We start from the raw sequence: 16,049 nt of genomic DNA, 5'->3' as shown, positions 1-16,049 counted from the left end.
TTATCTTTAGATAATAGTGGAAAAACTAAAGAGTGAATTTAAATTAGGAGGTAAATATTAATGAGCGCACAAGAAAAAGTTTTTGAAAAGTTAAATGAGTTAAATATTAAATATGAGGTAGTAAATCATCCTGCTGTTTTTACAATAGAGGAGATGGATGCTTTAAGCATTACTGAACAGGGAGATGTATGCAAGAATTTATTTCTTAGAGATGAAAAGGGTAAAAGACATTTCCTTGTAGTTTTAGATAAAGACAAGAAAGCTGATTTAAAAGATATTCAAAAGCAGCTTGGAAGCACAAGACTTAGTTTTGCATCAGCAGAAAGACTTGATAAATATTTGAAACTTCAAAAAGGAGAAGTAACACCACTTGGAGTAATAAATGATGAAGAAGGCTCTGTAGAAGTAGTATTTGATAATGATTTAGTAGGAAAAACAAAGTTAGGTGTTCACCCTAATGATAATACTGCAACAGTTTGGATTTCCTTTGAGGATTTGAAGAAAGTAGTAGATCAGAATGGAAATAAAATTAAATATCTAACTATTTAATTTTTATTAAATAGTTAGATATTAAGATATAGAATCTAAAATCCTATTAAAATAGTATATTTTTAGCCAATAGAAAATGAATACTTTTAAGCCCCTACTTAGCTAAAGCAAGTGGGGGCTTAAAAATAATTAAATAGCAGAATTATAGTCTATGGTTTTTTAAGAAGCAGATTTTGCTTTGAGTACTGCTTTATAAGCATTGACTATTCCATATCCAGATTGCAAGTCTTTACCTTTAGATAATATATCAGTTGCAGTATCATCTAAAATTTCAGCTATTTGATCTGGTGTTAGGTTTGGATTTTCTGCTTTAACTAGTGCAGCAACCCCTGATACTACTGGAGCAGCCATACTTGTACCATCCCAAGCTGCGTAACCATTTGGTACAGTGCTTATAATTTTTACTCCTGGTGCAGCAATATCAATTGAACTTCCATAGTTAGAAAAATTAGCTTTTTTATACTGTCGAGTTATTGCTGATACTGTATAAGCATCTTGCTCATCTCCAGCTGGTGTATATAAATCAGCATTCGAGTTATCATTTCCAGCAGCAACTACAACAAATGCTCCCTTTTCCTTAGCATACTTTATAGCACTATCAATTTCTTCACAGGTACCTTTAGTGCCAAAGCTTAAATTTATAATATCTGCTCCTTTATCTGCTGCATATATAATTCCTTTAGCAATTTTATCTGAGTCACCTTCTCCATTTTTATCTAAAACCTTTACTGGTATAATTTTAACGTCTAGTGTTCCTGCTATACCTACTATGCCTTGTTTATTATTAGCTTCTGCTGCAATAATTCCTGATATATGAGTTCCATGGCCATTATCATCTAATACATTTTTACTATTATCAATAAAGTTATATCCTAAATCTGTTAGAACTCTATTTTTTAGGTCAACATGTGTATAATCTACTCCTGTATCCAATACAGCAACCTTAACTTGTCTTTTCTGATTTACTAAAGTCCATGCCTTATTGGCTTCTGTGGCTGTAATTGCCCACTCATACTTATAGCCTGGATCATTTACAGGTGTGTCGGTATTTAAGGTTATGTCGGTAACAGTTGCATTTCTATTTACAGGAGTTTTACCTATTGGAGTAACTATTCCTACAGGTTGAGGTAATTGAATTCTCTTAACGGTTTTACCTTTAGTCTGTTTGTCTTGTAGCTGCCTGCTATTATATCCAGGGAGTATTACTTTATAATTTTTAGAATAGATTGAATTAGGGGTTGCTTTATTATGTAATGCTTGTACTATTTCTTTGTTACTTGTACTACTAATATTGCTGGTTACTATTTTAGATTCTGAAGTTAAGAACTCTGTCCCAACTATTAAAACGGAAAGTGCTGCTAATACTATAATTTTTGTAGGCTTCATAAATAATATCCCTCCAATTAATTCTTATTTTTAAATATTAATAGAATTTATTCTTAATTATAATACATTATTGTAACAGTTTTGTGACAAAAATGATGTTTTAGAAATAATTCGAACAATTGGATTAATACTATATATTCGCTTTAACTATACACTTAAAAAATTAGAAACATAATTATAGCAGTTTCGACCTTTGAGTCTTAGATAATTATTACTAAAAGTATTCCCCTATTAGAAAATATTAGTTATAATTTAGTAGGAGATTTATCCGATGTCTACCGCCACTAATACCCTAACGCACTCTGTGAAAGCGATTCACACCAAATCAGCACGCTGTGAAAGCGATCATCTCAAAACCATAGATTTTGGATGCCTGCTTAACATTTGGGTTCTCTGCTTGCACTCTGTGAAAGCGATTCACACCAAATCAAAGATTTGGGTTCTCTGCTTTTCTTAAAGTTGGGGATAAGTGGCGCTACGACCCTGGATAACGGCTTCTAAGCTTAAGATGGAGGTTAAATGCCTAAATGGCATTTAACGGGCAAATTGCCCAGTGGTCGTAGACAAAACTCCACCTGAAGCCAAGAATCCTGTTTATATCATGCAATTTTTACTATAAATTATAAAGCGGGTGAAGTGAATGTCAAAATATGATAAAAAAGCTGTTGTTTCTACGTTGTCACTAGCCTTTGTGACAATGTTTTGGGGTACGAGCTATGCAATTGTAAAGGATAGCCTAAATAGTATAAAGCCATTTCAATTAATGACTTTGAGGTTTGTATGGTCAACGATTATTTTGGCTCTTATGTTTTGTAAAAGATTAAAAAATATAAGAAAAAAATATATATATCAAGGATTAATAATTGGAATGTTTCTATTTATTGCCTTTTTTACGTTGATAACAGGCATAATATATACCACTGCGTCAAAACAATCTTTTTTGGTTGGCGCATATGTAATAGTAGTTCCTTTTTTAGCTTGGGCTATAAATAAAAGAGTTCCAGACAACTATGAGATTATTGGTGCCTTTATAGCAACAATAGGTATTGGGTTATTAACCTTAGATGGATCACTTAATATAAACAAAGGGGACGTAATATCCATTTTTTGCTCAATATCTTTTGCATGTCATATGATGGCTATAGAATATTTTAAGGAAGATTCTGATCCTATAATCTCAACAATAATACAGTTTGCTGTGACAGCGTTATTGTTTGTTATACTAACAGGAATATTTGAATCCTATACAATAAATGTGACGCCAAAAATGTCAAAGTCCATAGCATATCTTATTATTGCAACTACTGTTATACCATTTTTAGTGCAAAACATTGCGCAGAAATATATTTCCTCTACCAGTACTGCTCTTATATTTACATTAGAATCTTCATTTGGAGGAATTTTTGCTGTATTTCTCTTAAATGAAACAATGACTCTTCGAATGATAGTAGGTAGCGTAGTTATTTTTATAGGTATTATTATAGAGGAAACAAAGTTGAACTTTTTTAAAAAATTTAAAATAAATAGTTACTCTACATCTTCAGATAGTGAGAGTGTATAAGCGATCTATAGATAGATGCCGCACTGATAATACAGTGCGGCTTTTAATTTGTAAGAAATTCTTAATAATTTTGTAAACTATTTCGTAATTTTTACCTTGTAAAATTATACCTATAGATAAGCTTATCGAAGGATTTCAGATGCCTTAAGTTAAAAAAGGAGGAAAAAGTATATGTTTACACGAATACTGAAAAAAGAAAAACTTTCAATATGGAGGACATTATGGATAAGCAAAAGGTATTAATAGTAGATGATGAAAAAGAAATAAGAGATGCTATCGAAATTTATTTAAAAGGCAGTGATATAGATGTGCTTAAAGCAGGGGATGGGTTGGAAGCATTGGATATATTGGAAAAGGAAAATATACATCTAATAATACTAGATATAATGATGCCTAAGCTCGACGGTATAAGAACCTGTTTAAAGATAAGAGAAAACAAAAACATACCAGTAATAATGCTGTCAGCAAAAAGTGAAGATGCAGACAAAATATTAGGATTAAATATTGGCGCTGATGATTATATAACTAAACCTTTTAATCCCTTAGAGCTAGTAGCTAGAGTGAAATCACAGCTTAGAAGATTTCTTCTACTGGGGGATGCCAATGTTGACTTACAAGCTCCAAATGAGGATGAAATAGAAATAAGAGGATTAAACATAAACAAAGCCTCTAATATTGTAAAAGTAGATGGAGAAGAAATCAAGTTGACTCCCTTAGAATTTAAGATAGTACTGCTATTTGCAGAAAATGCTGGTAGAGTTTTATCTATTAAACAAATATATGAAAACGCATGGAATGAACCTTTTTATAAAAGTGAAAACACTGTGACAGTGCATATAAGGAGAATTAGAGAAAAGCTTGAAATAAATCCTAAAGAACCAAAATACATAAAGGTGGTGTGGGGTATTGGATACAAAATTGACAAATAAATTGAAAAATCTTAAAAGTATTCTTATTGGAAGTTTGTTAAGACAGATAATTATAATGGTGATTTTAACAATTTTGGCGGGAATATTTAGTATAGATTTGATTGAAAATAATGGGCTAATGAGATTAACAAATAATGAAACTGTATTAAAACAGCATTTAATGGAAGATTCTTTTCCATTAAGTCAAAAGCTATACTGTACTACAGATTACTTAGAAAAATTAAAAAATGGAGAAATTAAACAAAGTGATATAGAAAGGGACTTTAAAGATTTCAAAGTAAAGTTTGCACTAATAAACAATAAAAATGGAAAAGTATATACAAACCTTCATAAGGTTGCAGACTTAAAAGATCCCTTTAATGAATATATAAAACAAAATTCATACTATTACTATAAAGCAGATAATGAAGTGAATTATGCGCCTATTATCGAGAAGGATTTAGATCGCAGAGAATTTCTGAAGTCAGGAAAAAATTTTACTGAATATTACTGGTACGATAAAACAGGAATTAATGCGAAAGTAGACACATGGGCTACTGTGCTAGGACCTAGTTATAAAGCCCTAATAGAACTTATCTTTGTCTTTGTTTGGTTAATTGTTACTACAGTATTTATTATAAGAAAGGTAGAATGGGTAAAAACTGTTGGAAAAGAAAGTGCAAAAAGAGAACTTAAAAAATCACGTTTGTATTTTATAATACTAAAAACCAAGGAATTGTATTACAACTGGGGAGTTTGTGAAAAGACTATTACCTTATCTTCTATAGCTATTATGCTAATGGTTATATTTGCATTTTTGATAGATTATATGAGCTATTATAAATGCATTGGATTTATAATACTCTATATAGCTTATATTTTAGGTTGTTTGTTAACACTGATTAAGGATGTAAAATATTTTAGAGTAATCTCAAAGGGTACAAAAGAAATTGCTAAAGGCAATTTTGATTTATATCTAGATACGAAAGGTAATATAGATCTCTCTAATTTGGCGGAAAATATTAATTCAATAAAAATAGGTTATAAGAAGGCATTAGAGGAACATGTAAAAAATGAGCGTCTAAAATCGGAATTAATATCAAATGTATCCCATGATTTAAAAACACCTTTGACATCAATAATAACTTATGTGGATCTTTTAAAAAGAGAGGATTCAACAGAAGAGGAAAAAGAAGACTATATTAAAATTCTAGATTCTAAGGCTAAAAAATTAAAAGTTCTTATTGATGATTTATTTGAAGTTTCTAAAATTAACAGCGGAAAGTTGGAGCTAGATAAAGAAAAAGTAGATATTGTAGATTTAATTTATCAAGTACTGGGAGAGTGCTCCAATTGTTATGAAGAAAAACATATTGATTTTAAATTAAAAAGCTTTGCAAGTGAAGTTGTATTAAATCTAGATGGAAAACAAATATCAAGAGTAATTGAAAATGTTGTTTATAATGCTTTAAAATATTCAATGGAAAATACTAGAGTATATATAAATATTGAAAATAAAGCTAATGAAGTGATTATATCCTTTAAAAATATAGCAGCCTATGAAATGAATTTTGATGTTGAAGAAATATTTGAACGTTTTAAGAGAGGCGACGAATCAAGAAATTCAGAGGTTGAAGGCTCTGGATTAGGTCTTGCAATTTCAAAAAGCATTGTAGAGCTGCACGGCGGTAAAATGTATATAGAAAAAGAGGGAGACCTATTTAAAGTATTTATAGTTCTGAAATTGCAGCAAAGGGGGATAATAAATGAGTAAATATTTAAAATATGGTTTGGGAGTCTTATTGGCAGTTTTACTAGCATTGAATTTAATTACAGTATATTTTTTATATACTCAATATAGCAGATTTAATGAAATAGAGCATAAAACGGATTTAATTATGAGTAATACTAATACAATAAGCAACAAAATTTCAAATGATATGCTAGCTTTAAAAGAACAGCAAAAGGATATAATGACACCTACAGAGCTAGCGAATTATTTAAAAGTAGATATTAAATTAATCTATAAATCTATTATTGATAATCCAGATTCAAAATTTCCCTGTATAAAAATGAATGATGAAATACGATTTAGCAAAAAGGCTGTAGATGAATATATGTTGAGCGGAAATAAAACTCTAGAATAACCTACGATAATTAGTTCCATATTAAATAGTTAATTTACATCTCAGAATCTTTTCACCTTATTATAGTATATGTGGTAATATTATATTATAAGGATTTCATTATATCAGGAGGACAAAGTATGGAACTAATTAAGGAAAAATTTTCGAAGAGATACCATATTTCAGAGAATACTATTATAGAAAATGGAATTGACTGGAATGTTTTGGATAAAATATATGTTGACTTTAATAAATTTAAGGACAGCTATGAAACTCAAGCTAATTTTATTGCAAATACTTTAAGAACGCATGAGAAAATACACTCAGTAAAAGCTAGAGTAAAGGATGGAGAACGATTAATTGAAAAAATTATTAGAAAGACTCCAGATAGAAAAGAAAAATATGGTTCAGATTTTCAATTTACTGTAGATAATTATAAAAATGAAATAAATGACCTTATAGGTATAAGGGCAATACACATTTTTAAAGATGATTGGGAAGATATTCATAATTTTATATTAAGAACGTGGAAGGTTATTGAAATAACTGCTAATGTTAGAGAGGGTGACGATACTAAAAGATTTGAGGAGTTAGATATCCAAATCAAATCTAGAAAATCTGGCTATCGATCTGTTCACTATTTAATAGAGTTTTTTCCAACAAATCAGCAGGTTATAGCAGAGATTCAAGTGAGAACAATATTTGAAGAGGGATATGGCGAAATAGACCACCAGCTTAGATATTCTCATAGCCAAATTCCAGAAGTGTTAGAGCTAAATCTTTTATTATTTAATCGTATAGCAGGTAGCTCCGATGAAATGGCTTCACTAATAAACCTATTGAATAAGAATTGGACTGAGATGGAAGAAAAATACGAAAATATAATAGAACAAAAAAATAATCAGATAAAAGAATTAATAGATATGATTGAACAGAAGGCTCAATTAGATGAGAAAGATAAGCAATCAATATTATCAAGTTTGGATAATATAATATTGAAAGACAATTTGACAAAATCTTTTGAAGCAGTGCCAAAGGAACCTTAAGTTTTAATAATTAAAGGGTATGTATTACTTTAGCGGAATACATACCCTTTAATTATTAAGTAGTAAATTTTGAATTTATTTTTATTGGTTGTAAGAATGCAAAAGAGATTTACTAATAATAAAATTGCAAAAAAGATAGTCAAATTTAAATAAATTATAGATATAAATGAGAATATTTTAAATTTTAATAATTGTTAAAAATAATGTATAATTTTGCTAAAATTAAGTTGATTTGTACATAGGAGGTTTAATTATGAAAAAAAAGGGATTAATTATACTTATAAGTAGTATACTAGCGGTTTCACTACTTGCTGGTTGTTCATCAAATAGTGGACAACAAGCAGCACAACAAACAACTGCTACTAAGAAAGCTGGAACAGCAGTAGACGGAAATGAAATAAATATTGAAAAGGCTGCAATGAGGCTTGTTAAAACATCAGAAGAAGGTAAGTATCAAATTGTAGGCTCAGAAGAATTAAAGTCATGGATAGACAGCAAAAAAGATATGGTCATTGTTGATACAATGCCTGCGAGTAACTTTAAAGATGGACATATTCCAGGTGCTGTTAATGCAGAATTACCTAAGACAGGAATAAAAGATGTTAAACCAGAACAAAAAGAAGCTTTTGTTAAATTACTTCCAGCTGATAAAAATAAACCAGTTGTAATATATTGTGGTTTTGTTGCATGTGAGAGAAGTGATGTTGGAGCTAAAATAGCAAAAGAATCAGGATATAAAAATGTGTATAGATATCCAGGTGGAATAGTTGCATGGAGAGATGCAAAATACGCAGAAGAAAAATAAAGTAAGGCATCTGAAAGAAAATAACAAGCCAAAGATGACTAAATTCTAATACAAAATTAAGTAGTTATGTATCCCTATCAAAGAGTAACAGCTTGTTATATAAATGAGAGGGGTACACAACTACGGGGAAGCTAATTTATTTTAAAAATCTTTTTTAAGAACTGCACCAGTACTTGCTGAAGTGACTAACTTGCTGTAGCGATATAAATAGGTTCCTTTGTCCGCTTTTATAGGGGGTGCAGTCCAATTATAGAATCTTTGTTTAAGTTCTTCATCAGACAGTTCAACCTTTATAAACCTATTAGGCAAATCTATTTCTATGATATCTCCATCTTCTAATACTGCAATTGGTCCTCCTTCATAGGCTTCTGGAGATATATGACCTATACAGGGTCCTCTAGTGCCTCCTGAGAATCGGCCATCTGTAAGTAAAGCTACAGATTTTTCGAGTCCCATTCCAATTATTGCAGAGGTAGGGCTAAGCATTTCTCTCATTCCAGGACATCCCTTAGGACCTTCATATCTAATTACAACAACATCTCCAGATTTTATCTGTCTATTCATGATTGCGGTAAAAGCATCTTCTTCAGAATTAAATACCCTTGCAGGACCACGATGATAAAGCATTTCTGGCTCAACAGCAGATTGTTTTATAACAGCTCCATCTGGTGCTAAGTTCCCTTTAAGTATTGCTATTCCACCTTCTTTATAGTAAGGATTGCCTAGCGGTTTTATTACAGTTGAATCTAAAACTTCAGCATCAGCGATATTTTCACCTAAAGTCTTTCCTGTAACTGTGATAGTATCTGCCTCAATCAATTCTGCATCCTTAAGCAATTTAAGCACTGCAGAAATCCCACCAGCATTGTTTAAGTCTTCTATACTATGCTTTCCAGAAGGACTGAGCTTTGTTATGTTAGGAACTTCTCTGCTGATAGTGTCAAATTCCTTTAAATTAAGATTTATTTTTGCTTCATCAGCAATGGCTAGAAGATGAAGAGTAGTATTGCTTGACCCACCAATAGCCATATCAAGAGCTATTGCATTTTTGAAAGCTTTCAAAGTTAATATGTCTCTTGGTCTTATATTGCTTTTTATAAGTTCAACTATTTGCATACCTGCTCTTTTAGCCAATTGCTTTCTACTGCCGTAAGGTGCAGGTATAGTGCCATTGCCTGGAAGAGCCATACCTAAAGCTTCTGCCAAGCAGTTCATGGTGTTGGCAGTGAAAAGACCGGAACAGCTTCCACAGGTTGGGCAAGAAGAATTTTCAATTTGTGCAAGTTCATCAGAGTTTATTTTTCCTTCCGCATATGCACCAACACCTTCGAATGTACTCACTAAGTCTAGCGTCTTTCCCTTATGATTACCTGTAAGCATTGGACCGCCGCTTATATAAATGGCAGGTACATTAAGCCTTGCTGCAGCCATAAGCATTCCAGGCACTACTTTATCACAGTTTCCAACCAGTACTAAAGCATCAAATTTATGAGCCATAGTCATAACTTCTATAGAATCTGCTATTAGTTCTCTACTTGCTAAAGGATATTTCATACCGCTGTGATTCATGGAAATGCCGTCACAAATGCCTATTGCTGGGAATTCTATTGGTGTTCCACCACCAGCACTTACTCCAAGCTTAACTGCTTGAACTATTTCATTTAGATGAAAATGCCCTGGTATTATCTCATTATGGGCATTTACTATTCCAACTAAAGGTTTTTCTAAATCCTCTGGTAAATATCCCATTGCGTAAAATAATGAACGATGGGGAGCACGAGCAACTCCTTCTGTAACCTCTTTACTTCTCCAATTCAACTTTGTCATGTATATAACCCCCTAAAATTTATGAAATAAAAAACAGACCTTCCCCACAATGGGGCGAGGTCTGTCGCGGTACCACCCAAATTATAACTTAATTTAAATAACGGCTTCTGCCGGCTAAGCTTAATAAAATTCAGCTTAGCAACTCAAGGGTGATTTTCAACAACGTTAGCTTATGGGCTTTCACCTTATCCCACTCTCTTTAAAGCATGGTTTTGTTTACTCTTCCCTGTCATAATTTTTTTAGTATTGTCAATTAATATACTATAATTTGAATTTTGTGTCAATGAATAAATATAAATTTTTTATTAAAGCTTGTTTAGAAAAATGAATTATTTGATGTCGAACATTGCATAGAGTGAAGGTTGTGTTTCAGCTGATTTAAAAGTTGCATGAAAACGTTTTGTTACAAATAATCAATAAATTACATTAAATTTTATTAAAATGGCATAATACAAAGCTTTAAAACATAAAATTCGTAAATGCATTATAATGTAGCAAAAGAAAAGAAGAGAAAAAATGAAAAAATAAAAATTAAAAAATATATTGACAAGTGAAAGAATTAATATTATGATTTTCACAAATGGTGAATGAATAAACATTTTGTTCAATAGACTTTAATAATTATATAAACCAAAAACTATGATAGGGACGAGTAAGTGGTGAAAGATTTTAAAGAGAGTGAGGGTAGGTGAAAGCTCACAAATCGGAAACTATTGAAAATCACCCTAGAGTTGCAGACTGAATTAAAAGTAAGTTGTGCCGGCAAAAGTCGTTATCTGATAAAGTAAAAAATTTGGGTGGTACCGCGGTCAAACTTCTCGCCCCAGGCAGAGGTTTGATTTTTTTTATTCTTTTTTAGATGTGAATAATACTATATTTTATAATACTAAATACTATGTTAAGGGGTGTTGTTATGAAAAATAAATTTGCAAAGAGACTTAGTAGTGGTGGATGCAGTGAAGCAGATAAAGTAATTGCAATGATCATGAAACTTACAGAAATGCCAGAGGTAATATCCTTTGCTGGTGGGCTCCCTGATGGAGAGCTTTTTCCAATCGAAGAGATGAAAAAGGTTACTCAAAAGCTACTTGATGAAGATGGGCATAATGCTCTTCAATACAGCTCGACGAATGGTGTTAAGGATCTTAGAGAAATTATTGCGGAACAAATTATGGCAGAGGCTGGTGTAAATACTACAGCAGACAACATAATGATAACCTGTGGATCACAGCAAGCATTAGAATTTTCAGGAAGAATATTTTTAGATGAGGGAGATGTAGTTATATGTGAAAGTCCTAGTTACTTAGGTGCAATAACTGCCTTCCAAGCCTATGGACCAAAATTTGTTGAAGTGGAAATGGATAATGAAGGTATGGTAATGGAAGAGCTTGAAGAAGCCTTAAAGAATAATCCCAATGCTAAATTTATATATACTGTACCAGATTTTCAAAATCCAACAGGTATAACGCTGCCAGTTGAAAGAAGAAAAAAGATGGTTGAATTAGCACAAAAGTATGATGTACTTATTCTAGAAGATAACCCTTACGGGAATCTAATTTTTGAAGGAGACAGGCTTCCAGCAATTAAGAGTTTTGATACAGATGACAGAGTGATATATCATGGAACATTTTCAAAGGTATTCTGTCCAGGATTAAGAATTGGTTGGGTATGCACAAGTAAGGAATTTTTAGATCAATATTTACTTGTTAAACAATCTGTAGATTTGCAGACAAATACTATGTCTCAAAAAGAAACAGCATTGTATATGAAGATGTATGATTTAAAAGAAAATGTAAATAAAATAACTGCTGTTTATAAGAAAAGAAGAGATTTAATGTTAAAAGCTATTCAAGAAGAGTTTCCATCAAACTGTTCATTCACTCACCCTAATGGAGGACTTTTCCTATGGGTAACGCTTCCAGAAAACTTAGATGCATCAGATGTTTTGAAAAAGGCAATGGAAATGAGAGTAGGTTTTGTTCCTGGAATAGCCTTCTACCCAAATGGCAATTGTAGAAATAATTTTAGGTTGAACTTCTCAAGCATGAAAGATGATCAGATTGTAGAAGGAATAAAAAGACTTGGTGAGGTTTTAAAAAGCTACCAATAAAAAATTTTTTAACTTTCAATAGTTAAAATATCACATAAATTCAAGTTTATATAAATAAAATAGCACATTATTGAGCTCAATAACATTTGAAAATTTAATTAATATAACTAAAATTTTAGGAGGAATAAAAATGGAAAGATTAAAAGTTTATTATGATAAGGATGCAGATTTAGGTTTATTAGAAGGGAAAAAAGTTGCAGTTGTTGGATATGGCAGCCAGGGACATGCTCATGCGTTGAATTTAAAAGAAAGTGGTGTAGATGTAGTAGTAGGATTGTATGAAGGAAGCAAGTCTTGGGAACTTGCAAAAGAAGCTGGATTTAAGGTTTTAGAAGTAGCTGACGCCGTTAAGGAATCAGATTTAGTAATACTTTTAATACCTGATGAGAAACAAAGTAAAGTATATAAAGAAAGTGTAGAAGAAAACTTGTCTGCAGGAAAAGCACTGATGTTTGCTCATGGATTTAATATTCATTTTAATCAAATAGTTCCACCTGCTGATGTAGATGTATTTATGGTGGCACCAAAAGGGCCAGGTCATACTGTTAGAAGTGAATATGTTGGAGGGAAAGGAGTTCCTTGCTTATTTGCAGTATATCAGGATTATAGTGGGAAAGCTTGTGATTATGCACTAGCATACGCAAAGGGAATAGGAGGAACTAGAGCTGGAGTTCTACAGACAACCTTTAAAGATGAAACTGAAACAGATTTATTTGGTGAACAAGTAGTTCTCTGTGGAGGTGTGACTGAGCTTATAAAAGCTGGATTTGAAACATTAATAGAAGCTGGCTACTCACCAGAAAATGCATATTTTGAATGTCTACATGAAATGAAACTTATTGTAGATTTGATGAGCCAAGGTGGTTTAAGCTACATGAGATATTCTATAAGCGATACAGCAGAATATGGAGACTATAGTGTTGGAAGTAGAATAGTAACTGAAGATACAAGAAAGGAAATGAAAAAAGTCCTTAGCGAAATTCAAGATGGAACCTTTGCGAGAAATTGGATATTAGAAAACCAAGCTAATAGACCATACTTTTATGCAAAGAGGAGAAAAGAACAAAATCATCCTATAGAAAAAGTAGGTAAAGAACTTAGAGCTATGATGTCATGGATTGAAAGTAAATAGATTTTCCAAACTTTAAAAGGGGGTATCATTATGAAATTGAAGGGCGCAGAAGTACTATTAGAATGTTTAAAAGAGCAGGGCATAGACACAATATTTGGTTATCCAGGTGGAGCAGTATTACCAATTTATGATGCCCTGTATAACACTGAAGAAATAACTCATATACTAACAGCACATGAGCAGGGGGCTACTCATGCTGCTGATGGATATTCAAGATCTACAGGAAAAGTAGGAGTTGTCCTTGCAACTTCAGGTCCAGGAGCTACTAATACAGTTACAGGTATTGCAACAGCTTATAGAGATTCAGTTCCGCTAGTGGTATTTACAGGGCAGGTACCTCAGAGTTTACTTGGAAAGGACTCTTTTCAGGAAGTAAACATTGTGGATATAACAACATCTATAACAAAGAAAAGCTATATTGTTACAGAGGCAGATAAGTTCGTTAGTACTATAAGGGAAGCTTTTAATATAGCAAGAGAAGGAAGACCAGGCCCTGTTGTTGTAGATATTCCAAAGGATATACAAATAGCAGAAATTGACTATGAATATGCTGAAGTTGAAAAGCCAAAAGGAAAAAGAATAAACTTAAAGCATAATGAAGAAGAATTTAGAAGAGCAGAAGAACTTATAAGCAGTAGCATGAGACCTGTAATTTATGCTGGTGGGGGAGTAGTTATATCTGGTGCACAGGATGAACTTATGTCCTTTGCAGAAAAAATAAATGCACCAGTAACTTGTTCACTAATGGGAATGGGAGCTTTTTCTGGAGTTCATGAAAACTATATGGGGATGGTAGGTATGCATGGAAGTAAGTGTTCAAATTATGCTGTTACTGAATGTGATCTGCTCATTGCAGTAGGCGCACGTTTTAGTGATCGTGTAATTAGCAAAGTAGAAGCTTTTGCGCCAGATGCTAAAATAATTCATATTGATATTGACCCTAAAGAGTTTGGGAAAAATGTAAACATTGATGTGGCTTTAAAAGGAGATGTAAAAGAGGTTTTAAAGGTTTTAACAGAGAAAGCTTGTCAAAAAGACAATGTAGATTGGCTTGACCAAGTTAATAGCTGGAAGAAACTCAGTGTTGGAAAATCAAATACAAGTCTTCATGTAAGTCCAAAGCTCATCATGGAAAAATTATTTCATCTCACAGAAGGGAACTGTATTTTAACTACAGAAGTAGGTCAAAATCAAATCTGGACAGCTCAATATTTCAAATTTACCAAACCTAGGACATTCATATCTTCAGGAGGACTCGGTACTATGGGGTTCGGCCTTGGGGCTGCCATAGGAGCCTCTGTAGGTAATCCCGATAAAAAAGTAATTAATGTAGCAGGAGATGGTAGTTTTAAGATGAATTCTACAGAACTAGCTACCATAGCAAAGTATAGACTGCCTGTAGTACAGCTAGTTTTAAATAATCATGCCTTAGGTATGGTGCATCAATGGCAGGATATGTTCTATCAAGGCAGGTTTTGTCATACACAATTAGGCCCAGATGTTGATTTTATAAAATTAGGATATGCCTATGGGATTAAGACTATGAAGATAGAAAATAACAATGAGATTGAAGAGGTATTGAGTTATGCACTTAGCTTAAATGAACCTGTTATAGTTGAATGTGAAATAAATAGAGATGAAAAAGTATATCCTATTGTACCTCCAGGGGCAGCTATAGCTCAAAGTATTGGATAGATGAAAATTAGTAATACTCCTATTCTCGTAATTTGTGGTATAATTATCTAAATATTTAATTTATTGATGGGTAGGAGAGTGGGAATATGAACATAATAGTAATAGGACCAAAAGGTAAGATGGGAAAGACAATAATTAAATTGGCTAAAGAGATGGAGAATATGACTATTGTTGGTGCAGTAGCTCCACATGGAAGAGATTATATAGGAAAAGATGCAGGACTAGCTGCAGGAGTCGGTGAAGAAATTGGGGCATTGGTTGTAGATAGCCTAGAGGATATAATTGATAAATGTGATGCGATAATTGATTTTACAACTACTGAGTGTTCAATGGAAGTTTTAGAAATCGCATTAAAGTATAATAAAGCAGTAGTATGCGGCACTACAGGTTTTTCAGAAGATCAATATAATAGAATTATAGAAATCTCAAAGTCTATACCTGTCTTATTTGCAGCAAATACTTCCATGGTGGTGAACCTTATGTATAAGCTTTTGAGTACTGCTGCAGAAGCTATAGGCAGTATGTCTGATATAGAAATAATTGAAATGCACGACAGGTATAAGATGGACGCTCCAAGTGGAACATCAAAAGAAATGGGTGAAGTAATAGCAGAAGCTTTAGGAAAAAAACTTAAGGAAGTTGCAGTACATGGAAGAGAAGGCAAGGGATCTAGAAAAGAAGGTACTATAGGATATCATTCCCTTAGGGCAGGTGATATCTCTAGTAGTCATACGGTTATGTTTGGACTTATGGGAGAAAGATTAGAAATCACTCACCACGCACATAATTGGGACTGCTTTGCAAATGGTGCTTGTAATGCAGCTTTATATTTACAGGATAAAGGTCCAGGGCTATACACAGTAAAAGATGTTTTAGGAATAAATGAATAATAATCATAGTTTTG

At 32.4% G+C, this 16,049-nt stretch carries 13 protein-coding genes and 2 other annotated features; of the genes, 11 read left to right on the top strand and 2 right to left on the bottom strand.

What is annotated here, in order from left to right; all coding sequences use genetic code 11:
- Positions 1-60: 60 nt before the first annotated feature.
- On the top strand, positions 61-549 hold the full coding sequence (locus RCG18_RS23455) for a prolyl-tRNA synthetase associated domain-containing protein (RefSeq protein WP_308038405.1): 489 nt from the start codon (positions 61-63) through the stop codon (positions 547-549).
- Positions 550-708: 159 nt separating this feature from the next.
- Here RCG18_RS23455 and RCG18_RS23450 read toward each other — a convergent pair whose 3' ends face one another.
- Entirely contained in the window at positions 709-1,935 is a 1,227-nt protein-coding gene (locus RCG18_RS23450; protein WP_308038404.1) for a S8 family peptidase, read from the bottom strand.
- Positions 1,936-2,575: 640 nt separating this feature from the next.
- Here RCG18_RS23450 and RCG18_RS23445 point away from each other — a divergent pair.
- From RCG18_RS23445 to RCG18_RS23420, 6 genes are all read left to right on the top strand, one after another.
- Positions 2,576-3,496 (top strand): DMT family transporter, encoded by a 921-nt coding sequence (locus RCG18_RS23445; protein WP_308038403.1) that lies wholly within the window; start codon positions 2,576-2,578, stop codon positions 3,494-3,496.
- A 221-nt stretch (positions 3,497-3,717) separates the two neighbouring features.
- A complete protein-coding gene (locus RCG18_RS23440) occupies positions 3,718-4,425 on the top strand; it encodes a response regulator transcription factor (protein WP_308038402.1) in 708 nt (235 codons plus the stop codon).
- Positions 4,403-6,178 carry a HAMP domain-containing sensor histidine kinase gene (locus tag RCG18_RS23435; protein ID WP_308038401.1) on the top strand — a complete coding sequence of 592 codons (1,776 nt, stop codon included), beginning with the start codon at positions 4,403-4,405 and terminating at the stop codon, positions 6,176-6,178. The genes RCG18_RS23440 and RCG18_RS23435 overlap by 23 nt, the downstream gene beginning before the upstream one ends.
- A complete protein-coding gene (locus RCG18_RS23430; RefSeq protein ID WP_308038400.1) occupies positions 6,171-6,551 on the top strand; it encodes a helix-turn-helix domain-containing protein in 381 nt (126 codons plus the stop codon). Before RCG18_RS23435 ends, RCG18_RS23430 begins: the two co-directional genes overlap by 8 nt.
- A 119-nt stretch (positions 6,552-6,670) precedes the next feature.
- A complete protein-coding gene (locus tag RCG18_RS23425; RefSeq protein ID WP_308038399.1) occupies positions 6,671-7,576 on the top strand; it encodes a RelA/SpoT domain-containing protein in 906 nt (301 codons plus the stop codon).
- 253 nt (positions 7,577-7,829) lie between these two features.
- Complete coding sequence (locus tag RCG18_RS23420; RefSeq protein WP_308038398.1) at positions 7,830-8,381, top strand: rhodanese-like domain-containing protein; 552 nt, start codon at positions 7,830-7,832, stop codon at positions 8,379-8,381.
- Positions 8,382-8,522: 141 nt separating this feature from the next.
- On the opposite strand, the gene ilvD is transcribed toward RCG18_RS23420, so the two are convergent.
- Entirely contained in the window at positions 8,523-10,208 is a 1,686-nt protein-coding gene (gene ilvD, locus RCG18_RS23415) for a dihydroxy-acid dehydratase (protein WP_308038397.1), read from the bottom strand.
- Between the two features lie 47 nt (positions 10,209-10,255).
- Positions 10,256-10,450: a binding site (T-box leader), on the bottom strand.
- A gap of 388 nt (positions 10,451-10,838) precedes the next feature.
- Positions 10,839-11,037, top strand: a binding site (T-box leader).
- An 84-nt stretch (positions 11,038-11,121) separates the two neighbouring features.
- Here ilvD and RCG18_RS23410 point away from each other — a divergent pair.
- The 4 genes from RCG18_RS23410 to dapB all read left to right on the top strand — a co-directional run bounded on the left by RCG18_RS23410 (position 11,122) and on the right by dapB (position 16,035).
- Positions 11,122-12,318, top strand: coding sequence for a PLP-dependent aminotransferase family protein (locus RCG18_RS23410; protein WP_308038396.1), 1,197 nt, complete (start codon positions 11,122-11,124; stop codon positions 12,316-12,318).
- A 130-nt stretch (positions 12,319-12,448) separates the two neighbouring features.
- Positions 12,449-13,450, top strand: coding sequence for a ketol-acid reductoisomerase (ilvC, locus tag RCG18_RS23405; RefSeq protein WP_308038395.1), 1,002 nt, complete (start codon positions 12,449-12,451; stop codon positions 13,448-13,450).
- Positions 13,451-13,480: 30 nt separating this feature from the next.
- Positions 13,481-15,145 carry a biosynthetic-type acetolactate synthase large subunit gene (ilvB, locus tag RCG18_RS23400; RefSeq protein ID WP_308038394.1) on the top strand — a complete coding sequence of 555 codons (1,665 nt, stop codon included), beginning with the start codon at positions 13,481-13,483 and terminating at the stop codon, positions 15,143-15,145.
- An 86-nt stretch (positions 15,146-15,231) separates the two neighbouring features.
- A complete protein-coding gene (dapB, locus tag RCG18_RS23395) occupies positions 15,232-16,035 on the top strand; it encodes a 4-hydroxy-tetrahydrodipicolinate reductase (RefSeq protein ID WP_308038393.1) in 804 nt (267 codons plus the stop codon).
- Positions 16,036-16,049: the final 14 nt, after the last annotated feature.

The organism is Clostridium sp. OS1-26, from assembly GCF_030915445.1.
Taxonomy (GTDB): domain Bacteria; phylum Bacillota; class Clostridia; order Clostridiales; family Clostridiaceae; genus Clostridium_AM.
This window is presented reverse-complemented; position numbering and strand designations above follow the sequence as displayed.

Bases quoted from the DNA above. Each gene is read 5' to 3' on its own strand.
- RCG18_RS23425 (WP_308038399.1), top strand. From the start codon at position 6,671: ATGGAACTAATTAAGGAAAAATTTTCGAAGAGATACCATATTTCAGAG.
- RCG18_RS23445 (WP_308038403.1), top strand. From the start codon at position 2,576: ATGTCAAAATATGATAAAAAAGCTGTTGTTTCTACGTTGTCACTAGCC.
- dapB (WP_308038393.1), top strand. From the start codon at position 15,232: ATGAACATAATAGTAATAGGACCAAAAGGTAAGATGGGAAAGACAATA.
- RCG18_RS23440 (WP_308038402.1), top strand. From the start codon at position 3,718: ATGGATAAGCAAAAGGTATTAATAGTAGATGATGAAAAAGAAATAAGA.
- ilvB (WP_308038394.1), top strand. From the start codon at position 13,481: ATGAAATTGAAGGGCGCAGAAGTACTATTAGAATGTTTAAAAGAGCAG.
- RCG18_RS23450 (WP_308038404.1), bottom strand. From the start codon at position 1,935: ATGAAGCCTACAAAAATTATAGTATTAGCAGCACTTTCCGTTTTAATA.
- RCG18_RS23455 (WP_308038405.1), top strand. From the start codon at position 61: ATGAGCGCACAAGAAAAAGTTTTTGAAAAGTTAAATGAGTTAAATATT.
- ilvC (WP_308038395.1), top strand. From the start codon at position 12,449: ATGGAAAGATTAAAAGTTTATTATGATAAGGATGCAGATTTAGGTTTA.
- RCG18_RS23430 (WP_308038400.1), top strand. From the start codon at position 6,171: ATGAGTAAATATTTAAAATATGGTTTGGGAGTCTTATTGGCAGTTTTA.
- RCG18_RS23420 (WP_308038398.1), top strand. From the start codon at position 7,830: ATGAAAAAAAAGGGATTAATTATACTTATAAGTAGTATACTAGCGGTT.
- RCG18_RS23410 (WP_308038396.1), top strand. From the start codon at position 11,122: ATGAAAAATAAATTTGCAAAGAGACTTAGTAGTGGTGGATGCAGTGAA.
- ilvD (WP_308038397.1), bottom strand. From the start codon at position 10,208: ATGACAAAGTTGAATTGGAGAAGTAAAGAGGTTACAGAAGGAGTTGCT.